At 44.8% G+C, this 26,230-nt stretch carries 25 protein-coding genes, 16 tRNA genes and 1 rRNA gene; 35 read left to right on the top strand and 7 right to left on the bottom strand.

Translation table 11 applies throughout. The features are described 5' to 3' along the window. The 17 genes from L1028_RS26790 to L1028_RS26710 all read left to right on the top strand — a co-directional run. A 23S ribosomal RNA gene (locus L1028_RS26790) occupies window positions 1–96 on the top strand; the annotation flags it as partial. A gap of 60 nt (window positions 97–156) precedes the next feature. Beyond that, window positions 157–232: transfer RNA gene (locus L1028_RS26785), tRNA-Asn, on the top strand. 3 nt (window positions 233–235) lie between these two features. After that, window positions 236–328, top strand: a tRNA-Ser gene (locus L1028_RS26780). Window positions 329–346: 18 nt separating this feature from the next. Next, window positions 347–421, top strand: a tRNA-Glu gene (locus tag L1028_RS26775). A gap of 55 nt (window positions 422–476) precedes the next feature. Then, window positions 477–552, top strand: a tRNA-Val gene (locus L1028_RS26770). Window positions 553–569: 17 nt separating this feature from the next. Beyond that, a tRNA-Met gene (locus L1028_RS26765) sits at window positions 570–646 on the top strand. A gap of 26 nt (window positions 647–672) precedes the next feature. After that, window positions 673–750 (top strand) — tRNA-Asp (locus tag L1028_RS26760). Window positions 751–757: 7 nt separating this feature from the next. Then, window positions 758–833 (top strand) — tRNA-Phe (locus L1028_RS26755). 20 nt (window positions 834–853) lie between these two features. Next, window positions 854–929: transfer RNA gene (locus tag L1028_RS26750), tRNA-Thr, on the top strand. A gap of 5 nt (window positions 930–934) precedes the next feature. Further along, window positions 935–1,020: transfer RNA gene (locus L1028_RS26745), tRNA-Tyr, on the top strand. Between the two features lie 7 nt (window positions 1,021–1,027). Continuing rightward, window positions 1,028–1,101: transfer RNA gene (locus L1028_RS26740), tRNA-Trp, on the top strand. A 36-nt stretch (window positions 1,102–1,137) separates the two neighbouring features. Beyond that, window positions 1,138–1,213 (top strand) — tRNA-His (locus L1028_RS26735). Window positions 1,214–1,253: 40 nt separating this feature from the next. Next, window positions 1,254–1,329, top strand: a tRNA-His gene (locus L1028_RS26730). Window positions 1,330–1,348: 19 nt separating this feature from the next. Continuing rightward, window positions 1,349–1,423: transfer RNA gene (locus tag L1028_RS26725), tRNA-Gln, on the top strand. A 6-nt stretch (window positions 1,424–1,429) separates the two neighbouring features. Next, window positions 1,430–1,504, top strand: a tRNA-Gly gene (locus L1028_RS26720). 10 nt (window positions 1,505–1,514) lie between these two features. Continuing rightward, window positions 1,515–1,588 (top strand) — tRNA-Cys (locus tag L1028_RS26715). Window positions 1,589–1,602: 14 nt separating this feature from the next. After that, a tRNA-Leu gene (locus tag L1028_RS26710) sits at window positions 1,603–1,681 on the top strand. A gap of 133 nt (window positions 1,682–1,814) precedes the next feature. On the opposite strand, the gene L1028_RS26705 is transcribed toward L1028_RS26710, so the two are convergent. Further along, the gene (locus L1028_RS26705; RefSeq protein ID WP_234541004.1) at window positions 1,815–2,564 is read right to left on the bottom strand and encodes an AraC family transcriptional regulator; all 750 of its coding nucleotides are present in this window, start codon (window positions 2,562–2,564) and stop codon (window positions 1,815–1,817) included. A 326-nt stretch (window positions 2,565–2,890) separates the two neighbouring features. Here L1028_RS26705 and L1028_RS26700 point away from each other — a divergent pair, with 326 nt between their 5' ends. The 9 genes from L1028_RS26700 (at window position 2,891) to L1028_RS26660 (ending at window position 12,756) form a co-directional block, all read left to right on the top strand. Further along, on the top strand, window positions 2,891–4,030 hold the full coding sequence (locus tag L1028_RS26700; protein WP_234541003.1) for a BMP family ABC transporter substrate-binding protein: 1,140 nt from the start codon (window positions 2,891–2,893) through the stop codon (window positions 4,028–4,030). A 102-nt stretch (window positions 4,031–4,132) separates the two neighbouring features. Next, window positions 4,133–5,695 (top strand): ABC transporter ATP-binding protein, encoded by a 1,563-nt coding sequence (locus tag L1028_RS26695; RefSeq protein WP_234541002.1) that lies wholly within the window; start codon window positions 4,133–4,135, stop codon window positions 5,693–5,695. Further along, complete coding sequence (locus L1028_RS26690; RefSeq protein ID WP_042131006.1) at window positions 5,688–6,734, top strand: ABC transporter permease; 1,047 nt, start codon at window positions 5,688–5,690, stop codon at window positions 6,732–6,734. The genes L1028_RS26695 and L1028_RS26690 overlap by 8 nt, the downstream gene beginning before the upstream one ends. Next, on the top strand, window positions 6,731–7,669 hold the full coding sequence (locus L1028_RS26685; protein WP_234541001.1) for an ABC transporter permease: 939 nt from the start codon (window positions 6,731–6,733) through the stop codon (window positions 7,667–7,669). Before L1028_RS26690 ends, L1028_RS26685 begins: the two co-directional genes overlap by 4 nt. A 44-nt stretch (window positions 7,670–7,713) precedes the next feature. Further along, window positions 7,714–8,667, top strand: a complete 954-nt coding sequence (locus L1028_RS26680; protein ID WP_234541000.1) for a nucleoside hydrolase — start codon at window positions 7,714–7,716, stop codon at window positions 8,665–8,667. Between the two features lie 3 nt (window positions 8,668–8,670). Further along, entirely contained in the window at window positions 8,671–10,068 is a 1,398-nt protein-coding gene (locus L1028_RS26675; protein WP_234540999.1) for an ADP-ribosylglycohydrolase family protein, read from the top strand. Between the two features lie 372 nt (window positions 10,069–10,440). Beyond that, the gene (locus L1028_RS26670; protein ID WP_234541005.1) at window positions 10,441–11,202 is read left to right on the top strand and encodes a methionine ABC transporter ATP-binding protein; all 762 of its coding nucleotides are present in this window, start codon (window positions 10,441–10,443) and stop codon (window positions 11,200–11,202) included. After that, window positions 11,195–11,857: a methionine ABC transporter permease gene (locus L1028_RS26665; protein WP_234540998.1), complete on the top strand. Its 663-nt coding sequence runs from the start codon at window positions 11,195–11,197 to the stop codon at window positions 11,855–11,857. The genes L1028_RS26670 and L1028_RS26665 overlap by 8 nt, the downstream gene beginning before the upstream one ends. 71 nt (window positions 11,858–11,928) lie before the next feature. Next, complete coding sequence (locus tag L1028_RS26660; RefSeq protein ID WP_234540997.1) at window positions 11,929–12,756, top strand: MetQ/NlpA family ABC transporter substrate-binding protein; 828 nt, start codon at window positions 11,929–11,931, stop codon at window positions 12,754–12,756. A gap of 88 nt (window positions 12,757–12,844) precedes the next feature. On the opposite strand, the gene L1028_RS26655 is transcribed toward L1028_RS26660, so the two are convergent. The 4 genes from L1028_RS26655 to L1028_RS26640 form a co-directional block, all read right to left on the bottom strand. Beyond that, on the bottom strand, window positions 12,845–15,379 hold the full coding sequence (locus tag L1028_RS26655) for an ABC transporter permease (protein WP_234540996.1): 2,535 nt from the start codon (window positions 15,377–15,379) through the stop codon (window positions 12,845–12,847). Continuing rightward, window positions 15,376–16,074: an ABC transporter ATP-binding protein gene (locus tag L1028_RS26650; protein ID WP_234540995.1), complete on the bottom strand. Its 699-nt coding sequence runs from the start codon at window positions 16,072–16,074 to the stop codon at window positions 15,376–15,378. Before L1028_RS26650 ends, L1028_RS26655 begins: the two co-directional genes overlap by 4 nt. A gap of 102 nt (window positions 16,075–16,176) precedes the next feature. Further along, entirely contained in the window at window positions 16,177–17,214 is a 1,038-nt protein-coding gene (locus L1028_RS26645; RefSeq protein ID WP_234540994.1) for a sensor histidine kinase, read from the bottom strand. Continuing rightward, entirely contained in the window at window positions 17,211–17,894 is a 684-nt protein-coding gene (locus tag L1028_RS26640) for a response regulator transcription factor (RefSeq protein ID WP_234540993.1), read from the bottom strand. The genes L1028_RS26645 and L1028_RS26640 overlap by 4 nt, the downstream gene beginning before the upstream one ends. Before the next feature lie 281 nt (window positions 17,895–18,175). Between L1028_RS26640 and L1028_RS26635 the strand changes: the two genes are divergently transcribed. The 9 genes from L1028_RS26635 (at window position 18,176) to L1028_RS26600 (ending at window position 23,947) form a co-directional block, all read left to right on the top strand. After that, complete coding sequence (locus tag L1028_RS26635; protein WP_234540992.1) at window positions 18,176–18,478, top strand: LiaF transmembrane domain-containing protein; 303 nt, start codon at window positions 18,176–18,178, stop codon at window positions 18,476–18,478. A 44-nt stretch (window positions 18,479–18,522) separates the two neighbouring features. Beyond that, complete coding sequence (locus L1028_RS26630; protein WP_234540990.1) at window positions 18,523–19,200, top strand: PspA/IM30 family protein; 678 nt, start codon at window positions 18,523–18,525, stop codon at window positions 19,198–19,200. 4 nt (window positions 19,201–19,204) lie between these two features. Further along, on the top strand, window positions 19,205–19,669 hold the full coding sequence (locus tag L1028_RS26625) for a PspC domain-containing protein (RefSeq protein ID WP_234540989.1): 465 nt from the start codon (window positions 19,205–19,207) through the stop codon (window positions 19,667–19,669). Window positions 19,670–19,672: 3 nt separating this feature from the next. Then, window positions 19,673–20,377: a PspA/IM30 family protein gene (locus L1028_RS26620; protein ID WP_042191765.1), complete on the top strand. Its 705-nt coding sequence runs from the start codon at window positions 19,673–19,675 to the stop codon at window positions 20,375–20,377. Between the two features lie 31 nt (window positions 20,378–20,408). After that, the gene (locus tag L1028_RS31390) at window positions 20,409–20,534 is read left to right on the top strand and encodes a hypothetical protein (protein ID WP_279306922.1); all 126 of its coding nucleotides are present in this window, start codon (window positions 20,409–20,411) and stop codon (window positions 20,532–20,534) included. A gap of 56 nt (window positions 20,535–20,590) precedes the next feature. Next, on the top strand, window positions 20,591–21,238 hold the full coding sequence (gene liaF, locus L1028_RS26615) for a cell wall-active antibiotics response protein LiaF (protein WP_234540988.1): 648 nt from the start codon (window positions 20,591–20,593) through the stop codon (window positions 21,236–21,238). Window positions 21,239–21,268: 30 nt separating this feature from the next. Further along, the gene (locus L1028_RS26610; protein ID WP_234540987.1) at window positions 21,269–22,303 is read left to right on the top strand and encodes a sensor histidine kinase; all 1,035 of its coding nucleotides are present in this window, start codon (window positions 21,269–21,271) and stop codon (window positions 22,301–22,303) included. A gap of 18 nt (window positions 22,304–22,321) precedes the next feature. Then, window positions 22,322–22,975 (top strand): response regulator, encoded by a 654-nt coding sequence (locus L1028_RS26605; RefSeq protein ID WP_036685532.1) that lies wholly within the window; start codon window positions 22,322–22,324, stop codon window positions 22,973–22,975. Window positions 22,976–23,137: 162 nt separating this feature from the next. Further along, window positions 23,138–23,947 carry a YwmB family TATA-box binding protein gene (locus tag L1028_RS26600; protein ID WP_234540986.1) on the top strand — a complete coding sequence of 270 codons (810 nt, stop codon included), beginning with the start codon at window positions 23,138–23,140 and terminating at the stop codon, window positions 23,945–23,947. A 51-nt stretch (window positions 23,948–23,998) separates the two neighbouring features. On the opposite strand, the gene L1028_RS26595 is transcribed toward L1028_RS26600, so the two are convergent. Next, window positions 23,999–25,126: a Ger(x)C family spore germination protein gene (locus L1028_RS26595; RefSeq protein ID WP_234540985.1), complete on the bottom strand. Its 1,128-nt coding sequence runs from the start codon at window positions 25,124–25,126 to the stop codon at window positions 23,999–24,001. Next, complete coding sequence (locus tag L1028_RS26590) at window positions 25,123–26,217, bottom strand: GerAB/ArcD/ProY family transporter (RefSeq protein WP_234540984.1); 1,095 nt, start codon at window positions 26,215–26,217, stop codon at window positions 25,123–25,125. The genes L1028_RS26595 and L1028_RS26590 overlap by 4 nt, the downstream gene beginning before the upstream one ends. Between the last annotated feature and the right edge of the window lie 13 nt (window positions 26,218–26,230).

The raw sequence follows: 26,230 nt of genomic DNA, 5'->3' as shown, positions 1-26,230 counted from the left end.
TAAGACCCCTTGAAGACGACGAGGTAGATAGGTTGGAGGTGGAAGTGCAGTAATGCATGGAGCTGACCAATACTAATCGGTCGAGGGCTTATCCTATACTTAATACGCAAATTCGATTCGGATTCAGTTTTCAGGCATCAAGCCTGGTATGAATATTCCCTGATAGCTCAGTTGGTAGAGCACTCGACTGTTAATCGAGTTGTCACAGGTTCGAGTCCTGTTCGGGGAGCCATATGGAGAGGTGTCCGAGTTTGGCCGAAGGAGCACGATTGGAAATCGTGTAGGCGCCACAAGCGTCTCGAGGGTTCGAATCCCTCTCTCTCCGCCATAAATTTTTAATTAGTATGGCCCGTTGGTCAAGGGGTTAAGACACCTCCCTTTCACGGAGGTAACATGGGTTCGAATCCCATACGGGTCACCAAATTTTCACTTGATTTTACATAGTGTAGTTTGGTACAATAACAATTGTTGTTTACGGAGGCTTAGCTCAGCTGGGAGAGCATCTGCCTTACAAGCAGAGGGTCGGGGGTTCGATCCCCTCAGCCTCCACCATATTCATTTAAGAACGACGCGGGGTGGAGCAGCCCGGTAGCTCGTCGGGCTCATAACCCGAAGGCCGCAGGTTCAAATCCTGCCCCCGCAACCAATTTTCATCAAGTAATTATATCTTTTGGAACCGTGGTGTAGTTGGCCTAACATGCCTGCCTGTCACGCAGGAGATCGCGAGTTCGAATCTCGTCGGTTCCGCCATTTTCTTGGCTCGATAGCTCAGTCGGTAGAGCAGAGGACTGAAAATCCTCGTGTCGGCGGTTCGAATCCGTCTCGAGCCACCATATAGTATACAACTTAATATGCCGGTGTAGCTCAATTGGTAGAGCAACTGACTTGTAATCAGTAGGTTGGGGGTTCAAGTCCTCTCGCCGGCACCATCTTTGGGGGATTAGCGAAGTGGCCAAACGCATCAGACTGTAAATCTGCTCACGTACGTGTTCGGTGGTTCGAATCCATCATCCCCCACCATTTTTTTAGGGGCATAGTTTAAAGGTAGAACAACGGTCTCCAAAACCGTTGGTGTGGGTTCAATTCCTGCTGCCCCTGCCAATCTTTATCTAGAGTCTTTCTCTAAAGTTTAATATGGCGGTCGTGGCGAAGGGGTTAACGCACCGGTTTGTGGATCCGGCATTCGTGGGTTCAAGTCCCATCGGTCGCCCCATTTACTTTAAGAAGAACAGCAACAAATTCAGTTTAATATGGCGACTGTGGCGAAGGGGTTAACGCACCGGATTGTGGTTCCGGCATTCGTGGGTTCGAGACCCATCAGTCGCCCCATTTTACTTTAAAATGTTATTGGGGATTAGCCAAGCGGTAAGGCAACGGACTTTGACTCCGTCATGCATAGGTTCAAATCCTATATCCCCAGCCATTTTATGCGGACGTGGCTCAGCGGTAGAGCATCGCCTTGCCAAGGCGAGGGTCGCGGGTTCGATTCCCGTCGTCCGCTCCATATTTTACATGGCGCCATAGCCAAGTGGTAAGGCAAAGCTCTGCAAAAGCTTTATCCCCAGTTCAAATCTGGGTGGCGCCTCCATTAGTTTCATATGTGCCGGCGTGGCGGAATGGCAGACGCGCTCGACTCAAAATCGAGAGGGAAACCGTGGAGGTTCGAGTCCTCTCGCCGGTATATCAAAAAGGTTTGTAAAGTCGCTTGTATAAGCAACTTTACAAACCTTTTTTCTTTGTCTTTGAGTTTTTATTCTTAAGCCGTTGAATTAGAGGCGTCTCTAATCAACGGCCTTTTTGTGTGGAGTGTTGTTTTATGGACTGCTTAGTCGGAATGCCCGCGGTGTGAGACCAACTTCACGTTTAAACATATTGCAGAATTGGGCGTCATTCACAAACCCAGCAGCAGCGGATACTTCAGATATATGCATTTGGGTATGTAGTAAGAGAGACTTCGCATAATCCAGACGTTTCAATAGTAGATAGCGCAGAGGTGAAGAACCGAATCGCTCTTTAAATAAATGGCGGAAACGATCATAGCTGTATCCAGACATCTCAGAGAGTGTTGCGACCGATAGCTTATGGCGGTAGTGCTCGTTCATATAGTTTAGAACATATTGGACTCTGTCTTCCGTTGGCGATTGAAACCCAGAGGCGCTAAGAAGCCGTATCAAATGAACAGTGATTTCACTCATTTGCAGGTTCAATAGTTCAGAGAATCCATCTTGCTTGCGCGTAAACTCTGCTTTCATTCGAAGCAAGATCTGTAGAACAGTAAGGTCTTTATCATCTTCATATACGCCTTTCAAATTCTCCATATTTGGGTGATTTGAATGGAAGCCAACAAATAGTATAGTAGCATCCTCGCGATGGTTCTCGTCATGTTTATGATTGGGTGGTATTAGCGCGAATGAAGAAGATCGAAAATGATAACTTCGTGAACCTACATTGGTAGTTCCTAATCCGTTTAAATAATAGACTAGTTCATAGCATTCATGCTGGTGCGGTGGAATATAGGTATTAACCTCATGTGCTGCATTTACAATATATAGAACACGATCCATGATGACCCTCCAATAATTACGTTTTAGCCGAATCGTACAAAAATATGACCGAAATCATATAATTATTTTCATTAATATTTGATATGATCGTATCAATAAATCCGAAAATTAGCAACCTGACTGGCCATCTCGTTCGGGAATTAGTCGGATTATTCGTAAAAATTATAATTTTCTCTCTGTTTTCGAGTTTATTCGTTAAAACCATTAAATTATTGACAATGTAACCTGCAACATGAGAGTTTCCATCTAAATCGTGAAATATACAACGGAATAAGAAGGAGAACCTCTCAAATTACTAACCAACTATAAATAGGGGGAATAGAAAAATGAAAAAGAAAGTTCTTTCTTTGTTGTTACTAGTAGTAATGGTAATGGTCACAGCCTGTGGAAATAATACGTCGAGTAATGGATCTTCCGCGAATGCAGGATCTAATGCAGCTGAAGGTGGAGCAACGGGTTCAGGGGATAAACTCAAAGTTGTACTTCTGATTCCAGGAACGCTTGGAGATAAATCTTTCTTTGACTCTGCGAATAGCGGTTTGCAAAAGGTTAAGGATGAGCTGGGTGCAGAAACAAAAGTTGTAGAAATGGGTGTCGATAAAACGAAATGGGAGCCTACGTTTAACGATATCGCAGCTGAGGACTGGGATGTTATTATTTCTGGCGGATCGGAAATTACAGAGATGTTTAATGCAACGGCTGAATTATATCCTGACAAAAAGTTCATTAACTATGATACCGATATAGATGAAGCACCAGAGAATATGTACAACATGTCTTATGCAACAAATGAAGTATCTTTTCTAGCAGGTGCTGTAGCGGCGCTAGTTACACAATCGGATATGGAAAATGCTAATCCTGAGAATGTGATCGGTTTTGTAGGCGGCATGGACATTCCAGGAATTAACGCTTTCTTGGTAGGCTACATTCAGGGCGCTCAATATGTTGATCCTGATGTGAAGGTCGCTGTATCATATGCTGGCGATTTCGTTAACCCGGCTAAAGGCAAGGAGCTTTCGCTGATTCAATATAACTCCGGTGTGGACGTTATTTTTAACGTGGCTGGGGGTACAGGTCTTGGGATCTTTGATGCAGCTAAGGAGAAGAAGAAATATGCTATCGGTGTAGACTCCGATCAGGCGATGTTGCTTAACGATACAGATAGCGAAAAAGCAAACTTGATCGTTACTTCTTCTATTAAAAAGATTGATAGTGCTATTCTGGGTGCCGTGAAGAGATTACAAGACGGTACACTTGAGATGGGTAAACGTGATGTGTTGAGCTTTGTAGATGATGGTGTAGGCATTGCAGAGAATGAAATCTATAAAAATATCTTTCCTGCCGATCTTCAGGCTAAAGTTGAAGAAGTGAAGCAAAAGCTGATCAATAAAGAAATTACAGTAGATAACGCGATGGGAATGGAAACCTCTGAAGTAGAAGCCATTCGTAACGCAGTTAAGCCTTAAGTATAGCTATAAAGTGATAAACCTACAGTTGGAGATTCTTCTTTTAGAAGAATTCCAGCTGTATATTTTTGCAGACCTCCAAGTCGAAAGGCGTTGAGACCTATGAACAAAGCTCTGCTGGAAATGCGGGGAATTACCAAGGTGTATCCCAATGGTGTCGTTGCAAATAAAGACGTGCATTTTTCTTTACGTGAGGGAGAAATTCATGCGATTGCGGGCGAGAACGGCGCTGGTAAATCAACTTTAATGAAGATCATGTTCGGCATGGAAGAGCCTAGTGAAGGTGAAATCTTTATCAAGGGTGAAAAGGTGAAGCTGCAATCTGCTCAGGATGCCATTGATAGAGGGATTGGTATGGTTCACCAGCATTTTATGCTGGTCCCTTCTTTTACAGTAGCAGAGAACATGGTGCTGGGCATGGAACCTCGTAAGGGCGTCGGCATCAATTATGCAGAAGCTGTACGCATGACCGAAGAGACTGCGAAGAAATACAATCTGGCAGTGGATCCAAAAGCAAAAGTGGAGGATCTCACGGTTGGTATGAAGCAAAAGGTTGAAATTCTGAAGGCGCTACTGCGTGGTGCAAAAATCCTCGTTCTGGATGAGCCGACCGCAGTGTTGACCCCACAGGAAACAGAGGAATTGTTCCGGGAGCTTAAGCAGTTAAGAGAGCAGGGTCATACGATTGTTTTTATTTCACACAAGTTGAAAGAAGTTAAAGCGATCTGTGACAGAATTACGATCATGCGTAGTGGACGTAGTGAAGGTGTCTTCCAAACGAAGGATGTCACGGAGCAAGAAATCTCACGCCTTATGGTGGGCAGAGACGTCGTGTTGAAATATGACAAGGAGATTCTGTCTATTGGGGAGCCGGTAATTACTGTGCAGGGCTTAAGTGTAAATGATGCACACGGCAAAGCGTTGCTAACAGATATCAACTTTGCAGTACGCGGGGGGCAAATTATCGGGATTGCTGGCGTAGAAGGGAATGGGCAGACACAGCTCATTGAGGCTCTAACGGGTAGCCTAAGAGGGGTCTCAAGCCAAGGCTCTGTGCTAGTGAAGGGAAAGGATATTCGTGAATCGGATATTTTGGATATTCGTAAGCTAGGCGTTTCCTATATCCCAGAGGATCGGATGCATCAAGGGATAGCCAGTGATGCGAGTATAGCGGATAATCTGCTGTCCACTCAGTATCGTACAAAAGCTATGAATAAAGGTCCCTTTTTAAATGGATCACGTATTGCCAAGCTTGCAGCATCACTTGTAGAAGAATTTAAAGTCCGCTGTTCGGGGCCTTCTCAGCCAATAGGAATGTTATCAGGTGGTAACATGCAGAAGGTAGTAGTGGCAAGAGAGTGTTCTACTGAACCGCAACTGCTTATTGCAGAGCAGCCGACACGGGGCGTGGATATAGGCGCGGCGCAGTTCATACATCAAAAGCTGTTGGAGCTACGCTCCGACGATTGCGCTATTTTGCTAGTGTCAGCAGACTTAAATGAGATCTTGGAGATCAGCGATAGTCTACTAGTGATGTATGAAGGAAAGATTGTTGCCTTTTTCGAGGAGCCTTCCAAGGTTAGTGAAGAAGAATTAGGGCTTTATATGCTAGGGATTCATCGACAGGACGAGGAGCAAATCAGGAGGGCCGTAAATCATGTTTAAAGTAAAATATTTTGAATACATTCGAACATCGGCAGTAATCGTAATTGCACTCGCTATTGCTTTTCTGATCATCTCATTGGTCAGCAACCAGCCGGTGAAGACGATTGGGATATTCCTATTTGAGCCGCTATCCAGTAAAGGGCATATCGGTAATGTGATTGAGATGGCCATTCCGCTCATGTTCACTGGGCTAGCAGTTTCTTTGTTGTTCCGGGCAAATATGTTCAACTTGGGAGCTGAAGGGATTTTCTACTTCTCCGGTGTTGTAACTTCCGTGTTGGCTATTCATTTAACGCTGGACGGGTGGCTTCATCCGATCGTAGCTATTGCTGCGGGTTCAATTGTAGGGGCGTTGCTCTCGGCAATACCCGGGATCCTCAAAGCCAAATGGAATGCTAATGAGCTGGTTACATCCTTGATGTTCAATAATATTTTGTTTGGAGTAGGTTTATATCTACTGAACTATCACTTACGTGATGCAAAAGCATTTGCTAATGTATCCTACAAATTCGAGAAAACGGCACTGCTGAGTAAAATGGTACCTGGCACCCGTATTCATACCGGACTTATTATCGTTATCGTGCTTATTATTGCAGCGCATTTATTCCTATACAAGACTAAATGGGGATATGAGCTACGAATGACAGGCATCAATCGGAACTTTGCACGTTATTCAGGCATGAAGACCGCGAAGGTTATTATACTGGTTCACTTGATTGCTGGTTTTATCGCGGGGATGGGTGGTTCTGTAGAAGTGTTAGGGATGTACAACCGATTCCAATGGACATCGTTACCAGGTTATGGCTTAGATGGTGCGCTTGTAGCGATGTTAGCCAAGAATAATCCGCTATCCGTAATCGGCGCTGCATTGTTCCTTGCATATATCCGGATCGGAGCCGATATGATGGCACGTCTATCGGATGTACCTTCAGAGATGATATCTATTATACAGGCGATTATCATTCTTCTGATTTCGGCTGAGCAATTCCTGAAGTTCTGGAAAAATCGGATGCTCTTGAAGGAGGCGAAGGAAGCGTGAACAGCTTGTTTGATGTAATTTTTACGACTGACTTTGCGTTTTCTGTCCTTCGGGTGACGACACCGATTCTATTCGCCGCATTGGGAGCGTTAATCTCTAATAGGGCTGGTATCATCAACATTGGTATGGAAGGCATCATGCTTGTCGCGGCGTTAGCCGGTGTCATTGTAAGCAGCTACACGCATAGCGCGTGGGTAGGTTTACTTGGAGCTGTGATGTCCGGAACATTGATCGCTGGTATATTAGCTTTTTTCACACTGAAATTTAAAACACATATCATTCTCGGCGGCGTAGCTATAAATATGTTCGCTTCGGGGGGAACCGTGTTTATTCTTTATCTGCTTAGTGGAGACAAAGGATCTTCTACTTCTCTGGCGAGTAAAGTGTTACCTAGCGTAGAGATTCCTTTGCTGAAGGATATTCCTGTGCTGGGGCCTATTCTATCAGGACATCACATTTTGACGTATGTATCTATCATTGCAGTGTTTGTTGTCTACTATCTCTTAAACCGTACACCGCTTGGTCTGCGCATTCGTTCAGTGGGTGAAAATCCACATGCGGCTCAATCTGTGGGTGTAAGTGTTGTGACAATACAGTATATGGCTTTGCTGCTTAGTGGATTTTTTGCCGGCTTAGGTGGTGCTTACATGTCGATGGGGTACCTGTCACTGTTCACTCGCGATATGATCGCTGGCCGGGGCTGGATTGCGATTGCCGCAGAGTCTATGGGTAGAAGTACGACAGTGGGTACGGCGCTGACCTCTCTATTATTTGGTACGGCAGATGCCTTGTCGAATGCGCTACAGGTCCTGAAGATTCCTGCAGAACTGATCGCGACGCTTCCTTATGTAGCAACGGTAATTGGACTAGTGATCTATGCCGTATCTGAGACGCGGAAGAAGAACAAAAAACTAAAGAGCCCGCTAGTGAAATAGCGATAGGAGTAACGAGGATTTATACAACTAAGGAGTGAATGACTATGCGAACACCTATTATTATTGACTGTGATCCAGGGCATGATGACGCAATCGCTATCCTGCTAGCAATAGCAAATGCGGAGAAGCTGGATTTGCGCGGGATTACAACGGTTGGAGGAAACCAGATCCTCGATAAAATCACAGAAAACGCACTTAAAGTGATCAGCTTCGTGAATGCTGATATTCCTGTAGCTAAAGGGGCTGCGGGTCCATTGTTCGGCAAGCTTGTTACAGGTGAGGAAGCGCATGGTGAATCTGGCATGGACGGTCCGCTGCTTCCACCAAGTAAATTCCGGCCATTAGAAGAAGGCGCTGTGGAATTTATGCTGAATATTATCCGTTCTTCGGAGGAGAAGATTACGCTCGTACCGATGGCTCCTTTAACAAATATCGCCCTGCTAATTACTGCTTATCCAGAGATTAAGGAAAGAATTGAAAAGATTTCACTGATGGGCGGAGGGATTTCTTATGGAAATGTAACCTCTACTGCGGAGTTTAACATCTTTGTAGATCCTGAAGCTGCTCGTATCGTGTTTGAATCGGGTATTCCGATTACGATGAGTGGTCTGGATGTGACCGATAAGGCAGCCATTTTCGAAGATGAAATCGTAGCATTGAAAGAGCGTGGGCCAGTGTCCACTATGGTCGGAGAACTGTTAGATTTCTATTCGATCTACGGAAAGAAAATGGGCTATGTCGGCAGTGCACTGCATGATCCATGCGCCGTAGCTTGGCTCTTGCGCCCAGAACTGTTTGAATCCGAGCATTTATATGTAACGGTGGAGACAGAAGGTAAGCTGACGCGGGGAATGACGGTTGCAGACAAACGAAAGAAGACGGATCGTCCAGCGAATGTAGAAGTCCTGGTGGGAGTAGACCGGGAAGCATTTATGAAGTTGATTTTTGATTCACTAGAAAAGCTTGATCAAGAGCTGCTTGCGGCTGAAGGGAACTAACCTATGGCAGGATGGGAGAGACTTCAGGAGACGGTTCAGTTTGAATTGGTTCAGCGTGGAGAAGAAGGCTGCAAGATTGACGGCTTCGCGGATAAACTAGCTGCTGCAGGTGCCGATGAGATTAAGCTGATGCAAGTATACAAGGAGTTGATGGAGCTCACGGTTGCTGAGGACTTTGCTTATGAAGAGCCGTCTTCACTGGAGGCGATTCGTCGTCTTCGTCCAGAAGGTCCACGTAAGCTGCATCCAGCATGGAGCGAAGCGGAGTGGAAAGACAAATTTTATGGAGCATGGCTAGGTAGAAGTGTGGGTTGCGCACTTGGAAAACCACTGGAGTATTGGGACTACCTCTACGGTAAAGATGGACGTCCGGGCTGGGAGAATATTGAGCTGTGGTTCCGGGGTGCGGATGCATGGCCAATTACTGGTTATACCCCTGGGCATTCACGGGCAGAAGCAGAATATGGTCTTGGTTTAAGTGATTGGACGTATGCGAGTACCAGCGAGAAGATTACGTTTATGGAAAGCGATGACGATATTCGTTACACGGTATTGGGGCTTATGCTACTGGAGCAGAAGGGGCTGGACTGGGATTCTTGGGATATCGGGAAGCTCTGGCATAAACATCTGACATATGCTCAGGTATGTACGGCAGAGACACAGTCGTATATGAATTTTGCGCAGGAAACGTCTCATCTGCATGGTGAGAAGCCTGTGGATTGGCTGGCGCGGCAGGAAAGAGTGCGGATGCACTTAAATCCATACCGGGAGTGGATCGGTGCGGCTATACGCGCAGACGGACTGGCGTATGGCGCAGCAGGTGATCCTGAGCTTGCGGCGGAGCTAGGCTGGCGCGATGCTTCTTTTTCACATGTGAAGAACGGGATCTATGGCGAGATGTTTAATGCGGCGATGATTTCGGCAGCTTTTGCTGAAAAAGATAACGAGCGTATTCTTGAGATTGGTCTTAGTGAGATCCCTAGTACTAGTCGTCTGGCAAGAGACGTTCTACGGGGTATAGATATTGCACAGAATGCCAAAAGTGAGCGGGAGCTGGTAAGTAAGATTTGGGATACATTCAGCCACTATGATGCGGTGCACACCAATAATAATGCTGCTCTTGTAGCTGCTTCGCTGGTCTATGGCGGGAATGATTTTGAAAAAGCGGTCGTTACATCCGTTTACGGAGGAATGGATACAGACTGTAATGGTGCTACAGTGGGTTCTATTATGGGAGCGAAGCTTGGAGCAAGTGTGTTGCCGGCTTCGTGGGTTGAACCGCTTCATGATACGCTATATGCGGATCTACCCGGGTTTCATCCGATAGCGATTTCGGAATGCGCGGAGCGCAGCTATCAGGTGTTCTTGAAGATTCGCAAGGAGCTTGACGGAAAGTCTTAAATCATGGAATATGAAAGGAATTAAGGGATGTCATAAGCTATTGAGCTTAGACATCCTTTTTTTCGTGGCGATCTAGTTCTTGAATAGATGTAACAGCGGGTTTAGGAGTTAGGTAACAGGAGAATCCTGATTTGAAGAGGATTAAGTTCAGTCATTTATTGGGAGATAAGCACGCCAAAATAGTCCGATATAAAGGGCTTTTATTCTTTAATCCTTTTTTTCTGATATATTACTAAAATAAAAATGATGACACAGAACATAAAATGCCTTATTATTTAAAGAGATTTTTAGTAAAACAGTTTTTAAATAATTATAGTACAAACCTTGGCCTAGAAGGTTTCAGAATAAACGGAAAGGAAGGGGGAGTTTGCAATCCTATCGCTGAGTCGGGTGAGTAAAGGATTCAAGCTGAAGGACGGCATGTATCAGGCAGTGGATGATGTATCGCTTGATGTGAAGAAGGGATCGATTCACGGGATTATTGGTGAAAGCGGGGCAGGGAAATCCACGCTGCTACGATTGATTAATCTGCTGGAAAAGCCGGATCAAGGGACAGTTACCGTAGAAGGGCATAATTTAACCGAAATGCCGAGTAAACAGCTACGGAAAGCTAGGGAAAAGATTGGGATGATTTTTCAGCAATTTAATCTGGTCAATAACGTCACGGTAAGCCGCAACATTTCTATCCCTCTGGAACTGGCAGGGGTGCCGAAGCGTGAACGGATGAAGCGGGTGAAGGAATGTCTCGATTTTGTCGGATTGGCTGATAAGGCAGAGCAATATCCCGCACAGCTAAGTGGAGGACAGCGACAACGTGTGGCGATCGCCCGGGCGCTTTCGAACAGTCCAGGACTATTGCTATGTGACGAACCAACATCCTCACTAGATCCAGGAACAACTGCGGATATTCTAGACGTCCTGAAACATATTAATGGGGGCCTTGGGGTTACGGTAGTGATTGTTACGCATGAGATGGATGTTGTCAAAAGTATATGCACTCACGTATCGGTGATGGAAAATGGTCGAATCGTAGATTCATTCTCACGCCAAGATGGTGATTTCCGGCCTGCTGCAGTCCGTACTGGCTCTTACCGGGATCAAATTCTGGGTAAAGCGGGGGAAACTCATGTTTGATAGTGTACTTCAATATCAGGCACAGATGTGGGAATCGATCGGAGAAACTTTTATAATGGTCGGTATTTCTGTTGGTGCCGCACTGCTGCTGGGGCTTCCGCTCGGGACATTGTTGTTTTTTTGCCGAAAAGGGCAGCTCTATGAGAATAAAACATTGTCACTGGTACTCAACAGCATCGTAAATATTATCCGTTCATTTCCATTCCTGCTGCTTGTCGTTGCACTCATTCCGGTCACTCGTTTCCTCGTCGGAACTGCGATTGGAACAATGGCTGCCACGGTTCCGTTATCCATTGTTGCCATTGCTTATTACTCTCGTCTGGTGGAGCAGTCTTTGCTGGAGGTTCCTAAAGGAGTCATAGAAGCGGCGTTGTCTATGGGGGCCTCGAAGCTGGGGTTGATCTTTAAGTTTCTGTATGTAGAGGCTCGTTCGGGTCTAGTGCTCGGACTTACTACCTCCACCATTAGTTTTATCTCTTACTCGACCGTAATGGGGATCGTTGGAGGGGGCGGGGTTGGAGATTTTGCGATCCGTTATGGATATCAGCGTTTTGAGACTGAAGTGATGATCTATGCGATTGTTGTGATGATTGTATTGGTTCAGTTGGTTCAATTCACAGGAGGTACGATCTCACGGCTGTTAGATAAGCGTTAATCGTTCAACCTGTACATCAAATTGTGTAATACAAAATGGTTAAACATATAAACTGGGGGTTAGTTGTAGTAATGAAAAAATCAATGATAGTTGTGCTTATGTTAATGGTATTGGTCGTAGCGGGTTGTGGCTCTAATAAAGCAGCCGAGAACAATTCTACAAAAGGTAGCGATGAGCTAACCAAATTAAAGATTGCTACTTTGATTCCACCAATGACGGAAATTCTGGATATTGTGAAGCCACTTCTGAAGGAAGATGGCATTGATCTTGAAATCGTTGTGCTGTCTGACAATGTGCAGCCTAATGAGGCTTTGGCGAATAAAGAGGTAGACGCTAACTTTTTCCAACACGTTCCTTATATGAAGCAGTTTAATGAAAGCAAAGGCTCCAATCTAGTAGAGGTACAGCCTGTCTATGACGCTATTTACGGTGGATACTCCAAGCGTTACAAGAATGTTGCGGATCTGCCGGAAGGTGCAACACTAGTAATGGCTAATGACCCTTCAAATATCGGCCGTTCTTTACAAATGTTCGCTGCAGCCGATTTGATTAAGCTAAAAGAAGGCGTAGGCATTAAGGCTACACAAGCAGACATTACTGAGAATCCAAAAAACTTTAAGTTTGATGAAGTAGATCTATTGATGCTGGCCCGTATGCTGGATGATGGTGATCTAGTGGCAATGACTCCGGCTTATGCTAGCCCGCTTGGATTAACACCGAAGAAAGATGCACTGATTACTGAAGGCGCGGATTCTGAATTCACGATCACCTTGGTTGCGCGTGAAGACAACAAGAACTCTGATGCGATCCAGAAGCTGGCTAAACGGATTAGCGGACCAGAAGTGAAGAAATTCCTTGAAGATAATTATGCGGATATCGCGTTGCCTGCTTTTAAATAAGAACAATAGAGATCTATAAAAAAGAAGGCAGGCCCAGCGATATTCGCAGGCCTGCCTCTTTTTAATATAAGGAACGATGTGCTCCCTGTTACTCGGTTTCTCTCAGCCGTTCCACAATCGATGCTTGGCATAAGGTTTTATAAGCTTTTAGTGTTACTGAGTAAGCGATGGTCAACAAAACAGGAACAGTGAGGATAAAAGGCAGCCAACTCATCTGAAATACCATAAAGGCCATATTTTCCGTGATGCTTTTGGAAAGGTTATAGGTCAGCAATACACCTAATGTTGAGGTTATGAGGACGGTTAGCAGCACAGTGTAGAGTCCTTCAAGGATCAACATACGTTTTAGCTGCTTTTTGGTCATGCCAATACTCTCCAGCATGGCAAATTCATTGCGGCGGGAGACTACCCCGGTGAGTACAGTATTGATATAATTCAGCACCCCGATAAGAGCAATTACTAGGCTAAGCCCGTACCCGACGGTTTGAAAAATCCGAATGAATCCGCCGAGCTCCTCCTTGTAATCCTCCCTGGATTTCAACGTTAATTCATTTGTCGAATCTGTTAGAGCTTTCGCTGCTTTTTCTACTAGATCCATTTTAGCCGGATTGACATGTAGTGTGGCTGAAACGATATTGGCTGGATCTGTGCCTTGTGGCATTTCCTTCTGCAGCTCTGAAGCAGGGAGAAAGGCGTTGTAACCTAGCATAGAGAAAGATTTTGTTGTCGCAGCATATACTGCATCATTTTTTACTACTGCCATCACTTCATAAGATTTACCCGACTTCTCGAAAGTGACTGTATCTCCAGGATGATAATAGGCACTGTAGCTATCTTCTTCTATAAACATGGCCTCAGCTATGACCGCATATTTTCCTGAAGCAAACTTCTGCCTGTTAAACTCCCCTTCAATAATATCCTTGTCCACAAGATCATACCAGCCCGGATCTAATCCATATAAATTATTATTTATCTTCCCCCCCTTATCTAAAGTGGAGAGAAGATAAGGATGTGGATCAGCAGCTACCATTGGCTCCAAAATAGCCCGGACAGCATCATCGACAGGAGCTGGAACATATCTGTGGTAAACCTTATCAACACTTTCTACACCGTCAATTTTACTTAGATTGTTGGCGAATTCCTCTGAAAGCTTATATGGATCACCGTCTCGAGGCCCTGTAATACTGACTAGCACTTCATTCTGAACCACAAAATCACCGGAGATATAGGCGCCCAGATATTTATTCACATCCAGTGAGGAAATTACTGTGAAAATGGTACTGAACAAGATGATACTCAAGGAGAGTGAAGAGAGCATCAGGATCAGCTTTTTTTTGCTTCTGAACAGGTTGGAGAATGCCATGTTGTGAAGTTTTGCGCCATGTTTTGATTTTTTGGCTTTCCGTTTTCCACCGCTACTGACGCCGGCAAATTTCACTGCCTCTACCGGCGAGGTTCGCGAGGCCATCCGGCCTGGTTTGCTTGCGGCGATCCATACTGTCATATACGAGAATGCTGCTGCACCAATAAATATCCACGGGCTAACAGAATAGACATTATCGGTAGAACTGCTTGAAATTGAGGTCGCCATGGGGAGAAGCAGTAGACCGAGCAGATATCCCAACCCTAATCCAAAAGGCAATCCGACGAGATAAAGTGAGCGGGCCTGAATGAAGATGATCGTTTTCAGTTGTCGGGGTGTGGTACCGATGGTCTTTAGCAGCCCATAAAATTTGACATCCCGCACGACGGAAATAAAAAAGATATTGTAGATCAGTAAATAGCCGCTCAGCATTGTGATAAGAATGACAACTGCATAAGGAACGATATTCATTAGATTTTCGGAGAGAGAGACACTTGCATAAGCCGGATTGACACCATAGGGAACATCTAGGCCAGTGTCCGTCAAAATCTTTTGTACCTTCTTTTCAATAGTATAAGAATTGTTAAACATCACCCCCAGGCCTGCAGTGTTCACATAAGAACCCGTTGCTTCAGAGATATCCGGGTCAATATGGGAAATGTTCTTCTCTGTAAATGCTTCTGATACAAAAGCCAATCCTGACATCGCCAAATTTTGATCTGCTTCGTAATATCCGGAGATCTTAAAGTCTTGACTTATGACTTTTTCACCCGTGTCTATATCCAGCTTCACAGTCTGGCCTAACTCATGTCTTGCTCCAAGCAAGTCAAGCACCCAAGTATTTATGACGATTTCATTCTCTTTGGAGGGCAGTCCACCAGCTATAAAGTTGATAAATCCGTGTTTGGCATAATTCTCGTCAATTCGAAGGACCTCTACCCGGTTATTCTTGAACAGACTAGTGCTTATATCGCCAACCTTAAGGAAGACACCATACTCTTTGATGGATGGGTGATTCTTCAGCTTCTCCAACTCGGCAGGATTCAGATATTTGAAGCTTCCATGATAATCACTACCGGTAGTCTGCATTTGTGCGCGTTGCATCGATTGGTTAATACTGAGTGCCAAGGTAAATACGGCGGTGATCAAAAGCGTAGTCAGAACGATGGCACAGATGATAGTGAAATTGCGAGCACGGTTGGCTTTGAGGATTTTTTTGGCTAAAGCAGCAATGGTCTTCCGGTTATTCGTGCGGATCATGGCTGACTCACTCCAGAGCTGCGGGATTGACCAGTGAAAATGATACCATCTTCAATACGGATAATTCGGTCAGCAGTTTGGGCAATCTGTTCATTGTGCGTGATCATCACGATGGTCTGGTTGAATTTCTCGCTCATTTGCTTCAGCAAAATCAGTACTTCCTGGCTTGTCTTACTGTCCAGATTACCTGTGGGTTCATCCGCGAGGATGATTGACGGTTTGGTTGCCAAAGCTCTGGCAATTGCCACCCGTTGCTGCTGCCCACCAGACAGATTAGATGGCAGAGTATTCACCTTCTCCTGCAAACCCAGAGTGCGGATGATCAGATCAAGATAAGCTTCGTCTATTTTGCCACCGTCCAGCTCAATGGGAAGTACAATATTCTCCCGCACATTTAGTATGGGTACTAGATTATAGTTCTGAAATACAAACCCCACTGATCTACGCCGGAAAATGGTCAGCTTCTCATCACCCATGGCAAAAATATCATTCCCGTCCACGTAAACCTTGCCTTCTGTTGCTCGGTCCAGTCCGCCAAGCATATGAAGAAGGGTACTTTTACCGCTGCCGCTGGTACCGACGATGGCGACAAACTCTCCTTTTTCCACCGTCAGCGATACGCCGTCCAGTGCCTTAACGCTAGAGCCGATTTTTCCATAGTGTTTTTTTAAATTTTCTGTCTGTAAAATAGGCATAACTCTTTCCCTCCTATGAGATCTTTTTTACTATGTTCCAAGAGTAGCAAATCAATCTGACAGGAGAGTGTCTGAATTCTGACCATAATGACACATTCTATTTCATCTCTTGGGTAGGAAAACGGAGAAGGTTGTACCTTTCCCGGCTTCAGAACTGACTTTGATATGACCGCCTTGCGCCGTGATAATCTCTCTGGATAAAAACAATCCAATGCCGACCCCTTCGAAGTCACGCGCCTGCTTTCCTCGGTAGAACCGCTTAAAGATGTGAGGAATTTCTTCACTGGGGATTCCAAGACCAGTATCGGTAAGCTGAATACAGGTAAACATCTCATTGGTTACAGCTAGGATGGAAATTTGTCCATTATGCGGCGTATATTTCACAGCATTCTCTAACAGGTTGAATAGAGCTTCACTTGTCCATTTGACATCGTGGCAGGCTAAGATGTGTGTCCCGCAGTCAATATTGATGGTAATTTGTTTGTTTTCCGCTTGCGCATACACCTGGGATAACGCCTTCGTCAAAGTCTGAATGAGCGGTTTAGCTTCCATCTGCTGCAGGGAGATCATCCCTGTTTCCAGCCGAGATAATTTGATAAGAGACTGGATTAGCCAATCCAATTTATATGACTGCGCTTGAATAAGCTGCACGTAGTGCCGGACATTCTCTTCTAGTCCAGGCATCTCCTCCATTAACTGACTGAATACCATGATATTAGAGAGAGGGGTCTTGGTTTGATGGGAGATATCCGAGATCAGCTCTTTTATTTTGTTTTTCTCGGTCTGAATAATTCGTTCATTCGTCTTAGCAATCCCTATGTATCGCTTTAGTTTATGTTCCATCGAAGACAGTGCTGTTTCTTCATAGTTAGTGAGTGGGGGCAGATCATGCATAGCCCGCTCAATTGCTGCATCCAAGGTCTGCAAATAGTTTGCGATCCGTCGGTTCCATAACCATACCCATGCGGCTCCTGTTGCTAATAGGCAGATGATGAATAGAGTAGTGAGTTGGAGTAGATTGGGGTCGAACCCGTATAAAAACATAATTCTACCGATAAAACAGGCTACGAGAACAATAGTGATCAGCAAGAAGAGTCTATGTATTTGCTTGAAATGAGGAGGGAGTTCTTTTGTATTCATGACTTTTGTCCTTCAGCCCACATGTACCCCAGTCCGTAGACGGTCTTGATATATTTGGGCGATGCCGGGTCGTCCTCAAGTTTAGCTCGTAATCGTTTGATGGCTACTGTCAGCGCGTTTTCATCGACGAATTCGGCATCTTTGCTCCAGATCTTGTCTATTAGTTGTTCTCTGGTCAGAATATTACCCATATTCGTCACCAGCAGCCGCAGCAGTTTTTGCTCAGTTTTACTCAGCTGGAGCGGTTGCTTATGTTTGCTGTACTCCATTTTCTCAAAATTGAGTTCTAACGGGCCCAGTGATATTTTGCCAGTGGATTGTGAATCGGTCCTCCTAAGCACCGCCATTACTCTAGCGCGAAGAACCATCAGACTGAACGGTTTGGTGATATAATCATCGCCTCCCAGTCCAAAGCCGGTGATAATGTCGGATTCCATATCGTTAGCGGTGAGGAATATTATGGGTACCCGTGAGGTCTTGCGAAGTTGCTCGCAATAATCCAGCCCACTGCCGTCCGGCAGATTGATGTCCAGAATGATGAGATCGATAGGGTAAACTTCAACAATATGCTCAGCCGCAGCAAGATCGTAAGCTTGGTGGATCACCACATCGTTTTGAGAAAGAGTGAGGGCAATTCCTTTATTTAAGCTGCGGTCGTCTTCAACGATTAGTATGTTCACGGTAATTCTCCTTTGTTTCTGGGATTGAAAATATTAGGACAGCTTCATTACAGTTTAAAAGAATGGTTCTATATAAGACAATAATATATCTTGCTTGTATCCCATTTATAGGTGTGTAGGTTGGTTATCTCCTACAGCTAGCCCAACAGTGGTCTGCAGTCGCACAACTACCTCGACTAAGGTCCAGTACCAAAAACCGTCGTTGGTCTGTTTTGAAAGTCTGCGAATTGCTCTAGAATAAGGCTATAAGGTTAAGGACAACGAAAGGCGGTGAGAAAATAATGCAAAGAAGACAAGGAAACGGATTGGCGGTTGTACTGATTGTGATTGGTGCGGTAATGTTGCTCGGTTTAGCGCTTCCTCTGATTCACGGTATTTTCAGACTACTGTTCCCAGTATTGCTGGTTGTTCTCGGGTACTATGGGATTAAGAGTGGACGCAAGATTATCGGTTGGGTATTGATGTTCATTGGAGTGATGTCCCTGATCGCGAAGCTTTCCTGGATCATTGGCCCCCTTCTGGGTGTGGCGTTGATCGTATGGGGCGTGTATGCCTTAAAGGGTAGAAGAAATGGTACTTATTAAGAAGGATTGTACTTAAACAAGAAGCAGGGAGGGAGCAAGAGATTATGAGTGTTTTTCGTCGCATGAGGGATATTACAGTAGCTAATCTAAATGAACGTCTAGAGCAAAGCCAAGATCCTGTGAAGCTAATTGATCAATTTCTACATTCAACTCGCGAGGAAATCAGTGAAGCTGAAAGGCTGTATCAGCAATACGCTTCCCATACGAAGCAATTACAGCAGCAAGTGAACCAAGCGACTGCCATGAGAAATAAACGTGAGGAACAGGCGTTACTCGCATTAAAAGCAGGAGAAGATCATCTTGCAAAGCTGGCTTTGCAGGAAAAGATCATTCATGAGGAAAAGTTGGAGCAGTACAGCGGGCTACTTGAACAAAGCAAGCAATCCTTGTTTGAACTTGAAGGACAGCTGAATGAGCTGAAAATAGAGTATCAGACAGTGTACAGCAAACGTCAGTATTACGCAGCACGGATGGAGTCGCTAAGACTGCAGCAACGTATGAACCAAAGAGCAAGTGCTTATGGTAACGGCGGTGATGTTCCCAAAATGTTCGGACGTCTGGAAGATCGGATGTCAGATTGGGAATTAGAAGCGAAGAGCTTGCGCGATGTACGTCGCATGGGACAGGAATATACGGTGCAAGCAGGTGAGACTGTAGCAACCGTACTCGAAAGAGAAATGGCTCGCTTAAAGGAGAAACTGAACAATGGTGGAAAGGAGTAGCGCTATGAGTCGATTATATCGTTCAACTAGAGATAAAGTGATGACGGGTCTTGCAGGTGGATTATCTGAGACACTCGGTATTGATTCCACGCTATTCCGGATTCTGTTACTGGTTAGCATTCCGTTTACAGGAGGTGCCGTGATTCCAGTGTACTTCATTGCAGCGCTGGTTATTCCGAAGGAGCCTACGCATTATAATCCTTTCGGACCAGGCCCTGGTGCACCGGGTGGCCCATTCGATGGTCCTTACTCAGGTAGACCGGAACATGGACACGGACCGCATGCTAATGGCGGACCTTATGGACGCCAACCTAACTACAATCCTAATTTTGAGAAGAACAGCGCATCATATTCAGCTCCGGATTCCGGTTTGGATGCGATGATGAAGGATATCGAGAAGAAGGCTCTGCAAAAAGAAGTAGAAGAACTCAAACAAAAACTGTCTAAATATGAGAAAGGGGAATTGTAAATCATGGGAGTATTTCAAAGAATTAAAGATATGACTAAAGCGTCGGTAAATGACTTGTTGGATAAGGTAGAGGACCCAATCGTAATGCTTAACCAATATCTGCGCGATATGGAGGCTGAAATCCACGAAGCAGAAGTTACAGTTGCCAAGCAAATGGCGAACGAACGTCGCATGAAACAACGCGTGGAAGAAGCAGCAAAAATGTCTGCACAACGTGGAGCACAAGCTGAATTGGCACTGAAAAACGGCCAAGAAGAAGTGACTCGCAAGCTGTTGGAAGAAAAAATCTACTTCGATCAAAAACAAGCGGAATACAGCGATCTTCATGCTCAAGCTGAAGTGCAAGCGAAGGAATTGGTTGGGCAGCTGCATGATATGAAGGATGAATTCTACAAACTGCGCAATAAGCGTAACGAGCTCGTATCCCGTGCTCAAATGGCTAAAGCGAAGAAACAAATGACGCAAATCAGCAGCGTACACTCCATCGAAAGTGGCAGTGCGTCACTCGGATTCCACCGGATGGAAGAGAAGATTATGCAGCTTGAAGCAGAAGCAGATGTAATGCGTGCACCTTACAGCCCATCCGCTGCCTACACTAAACCAGTCGATGTTGAGAAGCAACTGAAAGTGGATGAGCAACTGGCTGCACTGAGAAGCAAGCTGAATGACACACCGGCTGCTCCTTCTTTAAACAAAAAAGAAGAATAAATCCTGTTCCTAAAACTTAAGTAGATATGATATGCTGGACAAGAAGAAGCCATACGGTATGGATCTCCATACCGATATGGCTTTTGTAGCGGCTGGCTATAATATATTGATGAGTGTAGTTTTGCTTACGAAGTTAGTTTTGCTACGCAAAACTTAAGTGGATGAATGCTTACGAAGATAGTTTTGCTTCGCAAAACTTTTAGGAGGTGCGAAATGGATAAACGAAACCGTTTGATTGCCATCGGACTGATCGGTGTTGGCTGCATGATGATTTTTGGTAGATGGCTCGGCTTTTTCTCCATTGTCGCGCTTCTATTCCTGCTCCTAGGGGTCTACCGTACGACGTCAGGCAAAGTGAAGCAGGGTTATAAGCTGCTTGGAATTGGCGCTGTGTTGCTTTTGCTGGATCATTTGGTGCTCGTGCTGGGGATTTGCTTGATCTCACTGGGGATGTTTTTTACTAAATCCAAAAGAGTTCAGCGTAAGGAAGGGTTTATGCAGAAGCAGAACTTTTCATCTAGATTTGACTGGGATCGCTCACCTTGGGTGATGCATAGCCTCAGCTCATGGCATATCCTTGGAGAGGCCGATCTTGATCTTTCACTGGCTATGGCGGAGCAAAAGGAAACGGTTATGCTGTTTCAAGGGATCTTTGGTGATATGGACATTCAATTGTCAGATGATTATGGTATAGAAATCGAAGCCTTTGTGCTTTTTGGATCGATTGAATTCGGAAACCAACGTGATACAGGTATGCTAAACCGTCTAAATTGGAAGTCCCCTAACTATGAGAGCAGTGAATATAAGGTGAAGTTTAGTGTGTCTTATTTGATGGGAGATTTGGATGTGCGATTATCCTGATTAGTTTGATACAGAAGGGAGGGTCCCCATATGGAAAAAAAGAACAAAAATATGATGTCACGCAGTATGGGTGAGGGGGCTCTGTTCTCTTTTGTCATGCTGCTTGTGATATTGTACACCATGTATACATATGGCTATTTGAAGCCTTTTGAAAGCTGGATGATTGGATTACGCACGGCATTTACTCTAATTCTGCTGCCCATGGGGTTCGGGGTTGGCTTTGGTTTCTATCAGAGCTTTCGAGTAAAGCGAAAGTTGGAACGCCTGAGAGAAACCCTCGTATTGTGGGAGAAGGGAAACTTAACGCTATCTATGCCTGACTTGGGTGACGATGAATTGGGAAGGCTCGGAGTACAATTGGGCCGAATCAGCGGAAAATGGGAAAACCAGGTGACAACTCTACAGCGTTTGTCTACAAACAACGCCAAGCTCGCGGAGCAAGCACGAGTATCTGCTATTATGGAAGAGCGTCAGCGGCTTGCGCGTGAATTGCATGATGCTGTCTCACAGCAGCTGTTCGCGATCTCTATGACCGCCACAGCTGTAGGCCGGACGCTGGAGAAGGATTTTGATAAGGCGCAACGGCAAATTGCACTTATTGAAGAAATGTCTGCTGTAGCTCAATCAGAGATGAGAGCACTATTGCTACATTTGAGACCTGTTTATTTGGAAGGTAAGGGATTGGCGCAGGGGTTGCAGGAGTTGATCAAGGAACTTAAGGTTAAGGTTCCGATTGAAATCGTGTTCGAGATGGACCCTGATGTACAATTGCTAAAAGGGGTAGAGAATCACTTATTCCGCATTGTGCAGGAGGCAATCTCCAATACGCTTCGTCATGCGAAAGCAGAGAAGATGGAAATCAGGCTACATCGGCGAGGAGATACGGTTCGTTTGACACTCCGTGATGATGGGATCGGCTTTGAATTGGATGATAGTAAACAAACTTCCTACGGTTTGTCGAATATGCAGGAGCGGATGAATGAAATCGGAGGTTCCATTCAGTTTATTACCGCTCCGGGTAAAGGAATGCGGATTGAAATTACCGTTCCGTTAGTCAATGAATAATAGGAGGAAAGAGTGACCATGGAGATGGAGGAAGCCATTAAGGTATTACTTGTAGATGATCATGAAATGGTACGGATCGGACTAGCTGCTGTTCTGGGGACTGAGGATGGAATTGAAGTCGTAGGTGAAGCTGGAAGTGGAGAAGAAGGGATCCGCCTGGCACAAGAGTACAATCCGGATGTAGTCCTGATGGATCTCGTGATGGATGGGATGGATGGGATTGAAACGACAAAACAGTTAATGAAGCAGTATCCCGAGATCAAAGTTATTGTGTTGACAAGCTATCTGGATGATGAAAAAATGTATCCGGTGATTGAAGCAGGTGCGTTCAGTTATCTACTAAAGACCTCACGAGCTAGTGAAGTGGCAGATGCCATACGCGCTGCGGCAAGAGGCCAGTCTGTACTGGAGTCACAGGTCGCCTCTAAAATGATGAATCGTTTTCGAAACAATGCCAAGGGTGAATCCCCTGCTTATAAAGAGCTTACGGAGCGCGAGATGGAAGTATTACGTCTGCTGGCGCAAGGTAAATCGAATCAGGATATCGCGGACCAACTAATTATTGGGATCAAGACTGTGAAATTTCATGTGACGAATATTCTCGCAAAGCTGGGTGTGGAAGATCGGACCCAAGCAGCAATTTATGCATATAAAAATGGACTAGCTGAATAGTTGGATATCCCAATTGGTATGAGTATAAGAACTGGCCAGAGTAAGAAGGGCCGGTTTTTTTGTGTGCAGGAGTATATGAAAATACTTGTCCCCGTATAAAATCTTGTAAAGCGGACATCCTGTTTAGTAGATTAATAGACCGGATTGAGAGGGTGTTGGATTGTGGGGTATTTGGAAGAAAGTAAGGGAAAGAGACACGGTGCAGGCCGAAAAAGCGGTATTAAAGGAACGTTGCTGGTATTGATTCTATGCTGTACTGCGTTACTTTTGGCAGGTTTTCGGGGCGAAGGTGAAAAAGAGAGCCAGATCGCCCAATTGAAAAAGTCGCTCCCTCTCCTGACTTCCCTTGGTAAAAGTGTTACAGCACCCGGCTCCCCTCTTCGTTTAGTTTTAAAATGGCAGGGAGAATACGATGTTGATGGTCCAGAGGCTGGTGTCACTGCAACTAACCTATCCGATGATCTTGGGTTGGGAGAGACAAGCCGGGAAGACGGGGGGGAACATCTTACTTACCGTTCGGCTGCCGACAGAGCCGGGTTTCAAACCACCATGTTCTGGAGTGAGCTTGGAGACGGACGTAGTTATGTGATTGTGACCCTGGAGACACCTGATTTGTTAAATGCTCCGGATCTGCAAGCTGAAGCAGAAGAAGCTGGCGCGAAACTACGGAAGATCGGTATCACAGCGGAATGGAACACCTCACTTCAGGGTGCTGCGAAGGAGCAGGAGGACCCTCAGAAGGCGCTACTGTTAACGGAGCGGAATATGTCCGCACAGCTGCCCGAGCTTAAAGTACTGGAAAGCTACGAAGACGAAACGACAGCCAGTCATTCTTATAGTACATCGGCATTGCTTCATTCCGTAATCAGCGGGAACCACAAGGTAGCCCTACAGACAGCTATTCATCAGGATGCAAGAGAGGGTAGCAGCCGCGTTACGATTGGATTTCCATTAATAACAATAGAATATTGAAAAAAAGGGCCACTCGCTAAGGTTGATTTCGAAATGGCTTGTTAACTTGATCTATTGTAGAATGCCCCTACTTACAATTTTAACATCAACCTTGGTATGGAATTTTACTTTCCGGTAATCCTCAGACCAATTTTTGTTCCTCCAGACATTTTGATGATAAGCAATAAGTTTTCTTCCTACACCAAAGATATCACTGTTTGCCTTTTGGATTTCATTAACAACTGTCTCGGCTTCCTCTGTAAGTATTTTCGAAAGTTCTTGATTGACTTTTTTAAGTTCTTTCTCGTCGAGTGTTTCTGTAAACTCTTCTACGACGGCTTGCAGCTCCAAGCCCAAATTCACATCAATGTTTTCATCAGCAGAAACGGATACCTTGAATTTCCGCTTTATTTTTTTTGAACCCACGTTAATGCTAATGAAATTCCGAATATTATCGGAATGGCCTAGATCAAGTTTCTTGGTGAAGCGGGCATTTTTACCCTGTTGTCCCATCAGCAGGACCATCATGATTGACTGATCGGGGTTCAACATCCCGCTGTAACTCTGGTCATGAAAGAGGGCCACCCCTTTCGCGATTATTTCGCCCTCTTCTCTGTCTATATATGGGAGGGCAAAGTCATGCCCTGGATCCTTTAGGGAACGGAACACGGTATCTGCCGTTTCTTTTGGAAAAACACTCATTTCTTCCAGACTATCGATCTTTTGCTTAAGGAATTCACCGATCTTTAATTCCCCAACCTTTTTTTGTTCAAGAATTTGGGAAGCTTCTCCTTCCGTAATAATTAGCCGAACGTTAGATGTCGGATTGCTTGGATCCCTGTAATTTACATCCAGAATAGGGTACAGGCCATGCTCAGCCATAGTCCTTCCCATAAGTTCAAAACCATATTTAATAAATCTAATGTTTCCCCTAACTCTATTTCGCAATTGATTGCTCGCATTCCGCACGGTCGGTCCTATGCTCGAGTGGATTTCGTTCTTGGTAGCTGTCTGCTCAATTTCGGGTGGAATGATTAATTCGATGGTTTCTTTGATCTCTCCGTTCTCTGTATAATCAATTGCTGAACAGTAAGCCAGATGCAGGTCTTTCAAATATTCCCGATCCCAACATCCAGTAAGACAGAAGGAAACGAGGGTGATTAAAAGTACATTCGACTTGAATTTTATGTCAAACTTCATGCAAGACCACCTGCTTTTCTCTTCATAAATAGGGAAATCATCAGCAACACCATCGATAATCCTGCAATAAATACATAGGACGCATAGGTAGCGGCTATATCAAAAAGATGAATACCAGCAGGAGTTACAGGTGCAAGTGCGATCATATATGTACTGATTTTTACAAACGGAGTAAAATTTTTATGGCTTTTTCGACTTAATAAAACACTAAGTCCGATGGACGCTGCATAGCAGTAGCTAACGATAGAACAAACAAGCGTGATGGACCAGATCGGTAAAAATAAGATATCTGCACGGTCTACGATATAAAAGTTAAGAGATTTAACTAAGTAGATGACGGGTTCGGGTATCAATTTGATTTGCTCGGAGTTAAATACCGTCAGACAGGTAAAGACCACGAAGACATAGAGCAGGGTTACGAACCAACTTGCTAAACTAATGGTCATTAATCTTTGTTTATTTGTACCTTCGGAAAGCGGATAGACGATCAGCATCATTTCGAAACCATACATAGATATAGCTGAATCCTGTACTCCCTTTATGATATTCCAGTACCCGTTCTCCAAAAGGGGGAGCATAAATTCCAGATGGGCTTGAGTTAAACCGTAGCTGACAAATAGGATAAGCGGGACAAAGAGAACTGCTGCCAGTGTAAAGAATCTGGCCAATACTGTAAGCTTTTCCCTTGCCAAATAGAGAGTCATGATCGAGAAAAGAGCTAATATAGCCCATCTTGGTGTAGTTTGCAGCATCCACCTCTGCAGTACCTCTACCGCACTGAACATAACATTGGAGCCAAGCAGAACAAAGTAACCGATGTAAGCGATGATCAATATCCTGCCGATAATGGGGCCTCCGATCTGTAAACATATAGAAAACAAGTTATGGCCAGGGAAGTTTTTCAGTAGAACCCATAGAAGAATGATGATAAGTTGGGTAATAGCGCCTGCAATCAAAACAGAGAGTGCTCCGCCGCCCTTGGCAGTTTCGTTAAGCTTGAAGGGAAGAGACAGAATGCCAACCCCGATTTGGGCTTGAATAATAAAGCAGAAAAGCTGCCCCCTCGATATCATTTTTTCTTTTTGAGTCATTGTTATAACTCCT

The sequence above is a fragment of the Paenibacillus pseudetheri genome (assembly GCF_924513355.1).
In the GTDB taxonomy this organism is placed as follows: Bacteria; Bacillota; Bacilli; order Paenibacillales; family Paenibacillaceae; genus Paenibacillus_AQ; species Paenibacillus_AQ pseudetheri.
The sequence above is the reverse complement of the archived record's forward strand: the minus strand, read 5'-3'. Positions and strand labels throughout refer to the sequence as shown.